General features: G+C 71.6%; 9 protein-coding genes. 3 read left to right on the top strand and 6 right to left on the bottom strand.

The genetic code is table 11. The annotated features are described in order from the left end of the window. Window positions 1-150: 150 nt before the first annotated feature. Window positions 151-642 (top strand): YajQ family cyclic di-GMP-binding protein, encoded by a 492-nt coding sequence (locus ABD073_RS06765; RefSeq protein WP_343873226.1) that lies wholly within the window; start codon window positions 151-153, stop codon window positions 640-642. Window positions 643-663: 21 nt separating this feature from the next. Here ABD073_RS06765 and ABD073_RS06760 read toward each other — a convergent pair whose 3' ends face one another. Beyond that, complete coding sequence (locus ABD073_RS06760; RefSeq protein WP_343873225.1) at window positions 664-1677, bottom strand: hypothetical protein; 1014 nt, start codon at window positions 1675-1677, stop codon at window positions 664-666. A 131-nt stretch (window positions 1678-1808) separates the two neighbouring features. Between ABD073_RS06760 and ABD073_RS06755 the strand changes: the two genes are divergently transcribed. Together ABD073_RS06755 and ABD073_RS06750 are read left to right on the top strand one after the other, a co-directional pair. Further along, complete coding sequence (locus ABD073_RS06755) at window positions 1809-2099, top strand: DUF2249 domain-containing protein (RefSeq protein ID WP_343873224.1); 291 nt, start codon at window positions 1809-1811, stop codon at window positions 2097-2099. 66 nt (window positions 2100-2165) lie between these two features. Continuing rightward, window positions 2166-3089, top strand: coding sequence for an exodeoxyribonuclease III (locus tag ABD073_RS06750; RefSeq protein ID WP_343873223.1), 924 nt, complete (start codon window positions 2166-2168; stop codon window positions 3087-3089). Between the two features lie 28 nt (window positions 3090-3117). On the opposite strand, the gene ABD073_RS06745 is transcribed toward ABD073_RS06750, so the two are convergent. From ABD073_RS06745 to ABD073_RS06725, 5 genes are read right to left on the bottom strand one after another with little or no spacing between them, the layout of a single operon-like run. After that, complete coding sequence (locus ABD073_RS06745; protein WP_343873222.1) at window positions 3118-4086, bottom strand: enoyl-CoA hydratase/isomerase family protein; 969 nt, start codon at window positions 4084-4086, stop codon at window positions 3118-3120. Between the two features lies 1 nt (window position 4087). Then, window positions 4088-5710, bottom strand: coding sequence for a polyprenol phosphomannose-dependent alpha 1,6 mannosyltransferase MptB (mptB, locus tag ABD073_RS06740; RefSeq protein ID WP_343873220.1), 1623 nt, complete (start codon window positions 5708-5710; stop codon window positions 4088-4090). Continuing rightward, entirely contained in the window at window positions 5707-6075 is a 369-nt protein-coding gene (locus ABD073_RS06735) for an NADH-quinone oxidoreductase subunit I (protein ID WP_343873219.1), read from the bottom strand. Before ABD073_RS06735 ends, mptB begins: the two co-directional genes overlap by 4 nt. Continuing rightward, a complete protein-coding gene (locus tag ABD073_RS06730) occupies window positions 6072-6662 on the bottom strand; it encodes an NADH-quinone oxidoreductase subunit C (RefSeq protein WP_343873218.1) in 591 nt (196 codons plus the stop codon). The genes ABD073_RS06735 and ABD073_RS06730 overlap by 4 nt, the downstream gene beginning before the upstream one ends. Continuing rightward, window positions 6655-7059: an NADH-quinone oxidoreductase subunit B gene (locus tag ABD073_RS06725; RefSeq protein ID WP_343873233.1), complete on the bottom strand. Its 405-nt coding sequence runs from the start codon at window positions 7057-7059 to the stop codon at window positions 6655-6657. The genes ABD073_RS06730 and ABD073_RS06725 overlap by 8 nt, the downstream gene beginning before the upstream one ends. Window positions 7060-7128: the final 69 nt, after the last annotated feature.

The following is a 7128-nucleotide window of genomic DNA, read 5'->3' as shown; positions in this document are numbered from 1 at the left end:
ATCCTGCCGAAGACCCCGGCCCCTCACCACACCGGGCCACGACTACCCGCCCCACCTCAAGTCCGAAGAGCCGCCAAACTCGCCGTGGGGCGATGGCAGAATGGCGCCCACCAGGCGGTTCATCCGCCCGACCACGACCCCAGGAGAGACATGGCTTCCGACAGCTCCTTCGACATCGTCAGCAAGGTGGACCGCCAGGAGGTCGACAATGCGCTCGGCCAGGCCGCCCGCGAGGTCAGCCAGCGCTTCGACTTCAAGAACACCGACTCCTCGATCAAGTGGTCCGGCGAGGCCATCGAGATCGAGAGCAATGGCGAGGAGCGCGCCAAGGCGGTGCTCGACGTCTTCGAGTCCAAGCTGGTCAAGCGTGGGATCAACCTCAAGGCCCTGGAGAAGGGCGAGCCGCGACTGTCCGGCAAGATGTGGAAGATCACCTGCACCACGAAGCAGGGCATCAGCCAGGAGGACGCGAAGAAGATCTCCAAGCTGGTGCGCGACGAGGGCCCCAAGGGCGTCAAGTGCCTGATCCAGGGCGACGAGCTGCGGGTCAGCTCCAAGAAGCGCGACGACCTGCAGGCGGTCCAGCAGCTGATCAAGGCCCAGGACTACGACTTCGCCGTCCAGTTCACCAACTACCGCTGAGCCGTGCGGCCTGCCGGGGGCTCAGTCCGGCAGGTCGACGAACCAGCGGGTCTCGTCCGGCGAGAAGCCCGCGATCATGCTGGCCGTTCCCTCCTCGACGTCGATCGCACGGCCGGTGAGCTCCAGGTAGGCCGCCAGCGACAGGTGGATCCCGTCGTAGTCCTTGGCCACCTCGCGCCAGTCCGGGATCACCCAGTCCCCCGCATGCCCGGTGGCGCGATACCAGTCACGCATCCGCGAGCCGGTCACGGCGAAGGGCTGCCGGCGGCACAGCTCCACCCAGTCGGCGGCAGCGGAGATCTCCAGCACGTCGAACTTCTTGGGCACCTTCACCTGGACCACCTCCGCGCTCTCCCAGAGCGGGAAGCCCTCCACCAGGTGCCGACCCACCGGGCCCAGCCCGTTCAGGCCGCCGGTGGTAGAGGGAACCAGCGGCGGAATCGACCACCAGACCCCGGAGACCCGCTCGCGGGGGTCCCCGTCGGCCCGGCGCACGTCCTTGCGCGCTCGACGCTCCTCCTCGCGCCAGCCCTCCAGCGCCTGCTTGACGCCCTTGCCCTTGCGGGGTTGCTGCGGGCTGCGCACCAGCGACTGCTCCTTGCGGCGCATCGGGCGCCCCCACCAGTCGGCCAGCGGTGAGTCGATCAGGGCCTGCGCGAAGCGCTCGAGGGCCGAGGCGACCCGCCAGTGGTGGGTCATCTGGTCCTCGGGGTCCGGCTCCTGCCAGTACCGTGCCGTGGCCACCGTCACCCGCAGCATGTCCAGCAGCACCTCGTCGGTGGGCTCGACCAGGCGGGTCCTGCGCAGCAGGGCTGCGACCTCCTCGGGCCCGGTGGGGACCGGGACGTAGTCCTCACCCCAGCCCACCACGTCGGCCTGCCCCTCCTGCGCGACGGCGGTGTCGAAGAGCGACTTCCACAGCGGCAGCTCGCGCTCCACGCCTCCGGCAGTCATCGCCTCGCAGCGCAGGGCGTACTCGAGGCACAGTCGACGTCCTCGCGGTCCCTCCAGGAGCCGTGCGGCGCTGATCGGCATCCGTCCTCCTCGTGTGGACATCTGGCCCAGACGCAACCTACCGGCCCTCGAGCCCGACGTGGGGAGGCACGTCCAACCGGCGGGCGACCCCCCTCCACTAGAACCGGAAATCTCCGTAGTATATTGCTGCCATGAGCGAACTGCCCCTGGTCCAGAAGTCCGGTGGTTGCGGCTGCGGCTGCAACCACGACGCCGAGGTGCCCACCCTGGTGGCCCGCGAGATCCCGCACGCCATCCGGCACGGCGCCATCATCGGCGCCCTGCAGCAACTGCCCACCGGTGGCGGCCAGATGGACCTGGTGGCACCCCACGTGCCCACCCCGCTGCTGGATCAGATCGGCCAGCTCTTCGGCGACGAGTTCAGCCACGAGGTGCTGGACCCCACCCCCGAGGCCTACCGGATCCGCTTCACCCGGCGCTGATCCGTCACCCGCGACGGACCCACCAGTGCGGTGGGGCCGTCCTCGCGTCCGGCTAGGCTGTCCGCCATGCTCCGCGTCGCCACCTTCAACGTCAACGGAATCCGCGCCACCCAGAAGCGGGGCTTCGAGAACTGGCTGGCGGCCCGCGAGTGCGACGTGGTGGCCCTGCAGGAGGTGCGCTGCCCGGTCCCGCTGCTGCCCGACGGTGTCTTCGGCACCTACCACCTCTCCTACGATGCCGGGCAGCTGGCCGGCCGCAACGGAGTTGCCGTACTCACCCGGGAGCAGCCGACCGACGTCCGCTGCTGGGGCGCCGGCGCCCTGGTGCGGGCACCGGGCGACAGCCACGTCGAGCTGCGCGAGCCCGCCGAGCGCGACGTGATGGCTCGCGAGCTGAAGGCCTTCGCCACCGAGGGGCGCTACCTGGAGGTGGACCTGTCCGACCGCCCGCTCACCGTCGCCAGCCTCTACCTGCCCAAGGGCGGGCTGCCGGCGCACCTGCAGGAGGCCGGCCGCAACGGGCGCGAGAAGCCCGACGGCGGTGCCAAGTACGAGCGCAAGATGCGCTTCCTGGCGGGTTTCGCCCGCCACCTCACCCGGGCCCGTCGCCGGGCAGCGGCCCAGGGCCGCGAGTTCGTCGTGATGGGCGACTTCAACATCGCCCACGACAAGCTGGACATCAAGAACTGGCGCGGGAACCAGTCCTCCGAGGGATTCCTGCCCGAGGAGCGCGCCTGGCTGGACGAGATCCTCTCCCCGCGCACCTTGGTGGACGTGGTGCGCCGGCTGCACCCCGACACCGAGGGCCCCTACTCCTGGTGGAGCTGGATGGGTCAGTCCTTCGCGAAGGACTCTGGCTGGCGCATCGACTACCAGTTCGCCACCCCGAGGCTGGCGCGCAGCGCGGTCCGCGGCGGCACCGATCGCGACGAGAGCTACGAGGCGCGGATGAGCGACCACGCGCCGGTGGTGGTCGACTACGACTTCTGAGCCCCGACGGCCCGGCGCAGCACCGTTCTCAGCGCGGCTCGAACATCGAGGCGACCAGCTGCGGGTCCACCTGCTCCAGCGAGGCATGGCGCCACTGCGGCGCGCGATCCTTGTCCACCAACTGCGCCCGGACCCCCTCGACGAAGTCCGAGTCCGCGACGAAGTTGGTGGCCAGCACCAGGTCCTGGGCCAGCACCTCGCCGACCTCGGCCATCCGGGCCGCCCGACGGACCTGTTCCAGCGCGACGGCGACGCTCCACGGCGAGCGCTGGCGCAGCAGCTCCGCCGTCTCACGGGCCCGCGGCTCACGGTGCTCGGCCAGACGCTGCACGATGCGCACCGGGTCGTCGCCCGCGAAGCAGTCGTCGATCCACGCCCGGTCGGTGGCGAGCTGGGAGTCGGTGTAGGCCCCGAACTCCTCGTCCATCTCGGCGGGCAGCAGCACGTCGTGCACCAGACCCGCGTACTGGGCGCTACCGGCGTCGATGGTGGTGCCGGTCATGGCCAGGTAGGTGCCGGTCTGGCCGGGAGCGCGGGAGAGCTGCCAGGTGACGCCCACGTCGGGGAACAGCCCGATGCCGGTCTCCGGCATGGCGAGCTTCAGGTCCTCGTCGGCCACCACGCGGCTGGCATGCACCGCCAGACCCAGGCCGCCACCCATGCTGATCCCGTGCACATGGCTCACCACCGGCTTGGGGTAGGTGGCGATCAGCTCGTTGACCGCGTACTCCACGCGAAAGAAGTCCACCGCGGCCTGCGGGTCGTCGAGCACCAGCTGGCGGATGGCACGCACGTCGGCACCGGAGCAGAAGCCGCGCTCCCCCTCCCCCAGGATGGCCACCTGGTCGACGGCCTCGTCCTCCGCCCAGCCCTGCAGCGCCTCGGAGATGGCCTGCATCATCGCCGGCGTCAGGGCGTTGATGGCCCGCGGCCTGGTCAGCACGATCCGGGCCTGGGAGCCCTCGGTCTCGACCCGCAGGTCGTCGGTCTGGGTCATCTCACTCTCCCTGTCGGTGGGCCGGGGTGTCGGCCAAGGACTGCCCGGCGTTGCGGGCCTCGCGGCGACGCAGGGCCCGGCGGCGGCGTTCGGTCACCTGCTCGTGGTTGCGCAGCTGCCAGGCAAATCCTGCCGCAGCCGCGACGCCCAGCGCCACGGCCGGGTTGAAGGGGTCCACGGCGCTGACGCTGTTGCGGTAGGCCAGGTTGATGGCGGCATAGGCGAGCAGCACCACGGTCATCAGCACCGCGCCGCGCACCATCCGGCGCGAGGGGCGGCTCAACGGCAGCAGCACCCCGCCCCAGAGCACGTACCAGGAGTGCAGCGCCGGGGCGCACAGCGCCACCGCCAGGAAGCTCCAGGCCAGGAAGGTGATCGGCCGGGTGCGTCCGATGGTCAGCGCCCACCAGGCGATCAGCACCGCCGCCAGGCCCAGTCCGATGGTGCGCGCCACGCTGACCGCCATCGTGCCGGAGGGGTCGAGGTGGAAGGCGTCGAGCACCAGCTGGGCACCCTGGCCCACGATCGTGGCCGGCGAGACCGTCACCACCATGCCGGGCACGCTCACCGCGTCGAGCCAGCCGTAGCCCAGCCCGGTGGCATGGGTGAGCAGCGCGAAGGTGCCGCCCGCGACGGCGAAACTGGTCAGCACCCGCAGCACGGTGGACAGCGTGGCGCGCCAGTGCCAGCTCAGCCAGGGTCGGGAGATGATGGGCAACGCATAGGCGGCCAGGATGGCGGGCTGCTTGATGGCCGCGGCCAGCCCGATCACCACCGCGGAGAGCAGCCAGGCGCCGTCGGCCCGGAAGGCGAACCACAGGCCCAGCACCAGCAGGCCGGTCATCAGGGCGTCGTTGTGGGCGCCCCCGATGAAGTCGATCACCAGCACCGGGTTCAGCGTGGCGAACCAGGCGGCCATCGCCGGGTCGGCGCCCAGCCGGTGCGCGATCCGGGGCACCAGCAGGCCGATCAGCACCACGCCCACCAGCGCCGGGATCCGCATGGCCAGCGCGGAGAGGTAGGGGTCGAAGCCGGTCAGGTCCACCAGGCCGTGCTGGATCTGCAGGCTGAGCGGGCCGTAGGGGGCCGGGGTGCGGCGCCAGACCCAGGCCACCTGGTCGGCAAAGGCGCCGGGCAGCAGCATCACGTTGCCGCGGTAGGGGTTGATGCCGTTGTGGATCAGCCAGCCCTGGGCCGCGTAGGAATAGGCGTCATGGCTGAAGATGGGCGGGGCCAGCAGGAAGGGGAAGCCCCAGATGGCCAGCACCGCCCAGTGCTTGAGCTGGTGGTAGGCCACCAGGCTGCCGCGCTGCTGGGCCTCGGGGCGCATCCGGAACCAGGCGTCCACCAGCAGCGCCAGGCCGGCCATCACCAGCAGGGTGCCGATGATCCGGGCGGGGGTGCCGGTCAGGTGGAACCAGCGCAGCATCCGCCACCAGGGAGAGTTCTGCGGCAGGTAGGCCGGGGTCAGCGAGCCCAGCGCGATCAGCAGGGTGCCGTAGGCGCCGCGTCGCACATTGCGCACCGCCCAGGCGCGTCGCAGGCTGGCCCAGTGGATGTCCAGACCGGAGACCCAGCCCACCCGCGGGCCGGTACCGGACGGGCCGTGGCTGGCGAGGCTCACCTGAGCTGCTCGCGGCCCTGCACCAGTCCGGGCAGGCTCGGGGCGCTGGAGACGTGCGGTCCGGCCCACTCCAGCGCGTCGAAGGGGCACTCCTCGACGCAGATGCCGCAGTACATGCACAGCGCCCAGTCGATCTCGAAGCGGTCCAGCACGTTGACCTGCCGCTGCCGGGCCCGGGCGTAGCCAGAGGTGGCGCTGGCCGCAGCACCCCCCACCGGGGCGCCGCCCTGACCCTCGACGGTCTCGGTGTGGGAATCGATCTCGATGCACCAGGCCGGGCACTCGCGGGCACAGATCATGCACGAGGTGCAGTTCTGCTCCACCAGCCGGATCGAGCCGTGGCGTACCACGCCCTGCTCGCTCATCGTCGCCTCCTCACGCGGCCGCCGGAGGCGGCGGCCACCACCTCGTCGGGGCTGGGGACGGGTGCGGACGGGTCACGGTCACCCCAGACCGTCGGGTCCGGGACCCCGGGCGGCGCCATCCGGCGACGGCTGGCGGCGCCGGCCTGCTCGCCGGGCTCCTTGGCGCCGGGCCACGGCTGCGCGGCCCGCGCGGCGGGCACTTGGTCCTTGCGCAGCAGCGCGGCCCCGGTGTGGTTCAGCAGCGGCGCGGAGTCGGTCTGCTCCCCGGCAGGGGTGTGGAAGACCACGCCGAAGAAGTCGTGGGCCTCGCGCTCGTGCCAGGCGGCGCCGGCGAAGACGCTGGTGGCGCTGACCAGCTCCGGCTGCTCGCGGGGCAGCCGGACGTGCAGCTGCAGGCCGCGCGGCGGCTCGGCGCCGAAGTCCACCAGCCGCGCCACCAGGCGCAGCTCGGGGCTGCGGCCCAGCTCGTCGATGCAGACCAGGTGGTCCAGGAAGGTGAAGCCCTGGCCACGGGCCGCCTGGAGCTCGTCGAGCCAAACCCCCGGCTGCACGCCGCGCAGTTCGTCGTCGATGCCGTGCTCAGCCATGGGCCAGCACCTCCTCACGGACCTGCTCCACCACGCGGGCCAGCGCCTCGGGCGGCGGCGGGCAGCCGGCGATGTAGGTGTCGACGGCCACCAGCTGGTCCACGCCCTTGGTCACCGAGCCGGCATCCCAGTAGGGGCCTCCCGCGCAGGCGCAGGCACCGAAGCTCACCACGTGCGCATCCGGGAGCGCCGCCAGGCTGCGGGCGACCAGACCGGCCAGCGCATCGGTCAGCGTCCCGGAGACGACGGCCACCACCCGGGCGCCGTCGGGGACGGCGGCCAGGCGCGGTGCACCGGCGGGCACCGCGAACTCGGACTCGATGGCACAGCAGGCCAAGGCCAGGTCCACGACGACCACCGACTGGTCACCGAACCAGTCGACCACCGCATGCGGCATAGGTTGGCGTGGCAGGACGATCACGCCGCCAGCCTAGTCCCCACAGGGAGGAGGTCGGTGACGGGTAGT

Source organism: Luteococcus peritonei (assembly GCF_039526385.1).
GTDB lineage: Bacteria > Actinomycetota > Actinomycetes > Propionibacteriales > Propionibacteriaceae > Luteococcus > Luteococcus peritonei.
The sequence above is the reverse complement of the archived record's forward strand: the minus strand, read 5'-3'. Positions and strand labels throughout refer to the sequence as shown.

What these genes read in the sequence shown, in the direction of transcription:
- ABD073_RS06725 (WP_343873233.1), bottom strand. Translation starts at nt 7,059, where the DNA reads ATGCCGCATGCGGTGGTCGACTGGTTCGGTGACCAGTCGGTGGTCGTC.
- ABD073_RS06765 (WP_343873226.1), top strand. Translation starts at nt 151, where the DNA reads ATGGCTTCCGACAGCTCCTTCGACATCGTCAGCAAGGTGGACCGCCAG.
- ABD073_RS06745 (WP_343873222.1), bottom strand. Translation starts at nt 4,086, where the DNA reads ATGACCCAGACCGACGACCTGCGGGTCGAGACCGAGGGCTCCCAGGCC.
- ABD073_RS06735 (WP_343873219.1), bottom strand. Translation starts at nt 6,075, where the DNA reads ATGAGCGAGCAGGGCGTGGTACGCCACGGCTCGATCCGGCTGGTGGAG.
- ABD073_RS06750 (WP_343873223.1), top strand. Translation starts at nt 2,166, where the DNA reads ATGCTCCGCGTCGCCACCTTCAACGTCAACGGAATCCGCGCCACCCAG.
- ABD073_RS06755 (WP_343873224.1), top strand. Translation starts at nt 1,809, where the DNA reads ATGAGCGAACTGCCCCTGGTCCAGAAGTCCGGTGGTTGCGGCTGCGGC.
- ABD073_RS06730 (WP_343873218.1), bottom strand. Translation starts at nt 6,662, where the DNA reads ATGGCTGAGCACGGCATCGACGACGAACTGCGCGGCGTGCAGCCGGGG.
- ABD073_RS06760 (WP_343873225.1), bottom strand. Translation starts at nt 1,677, where the DNA reads ATGCCGATCAGCGCCGCACGGCTCCTGGAGGGACCGCGAGGACGTCGA.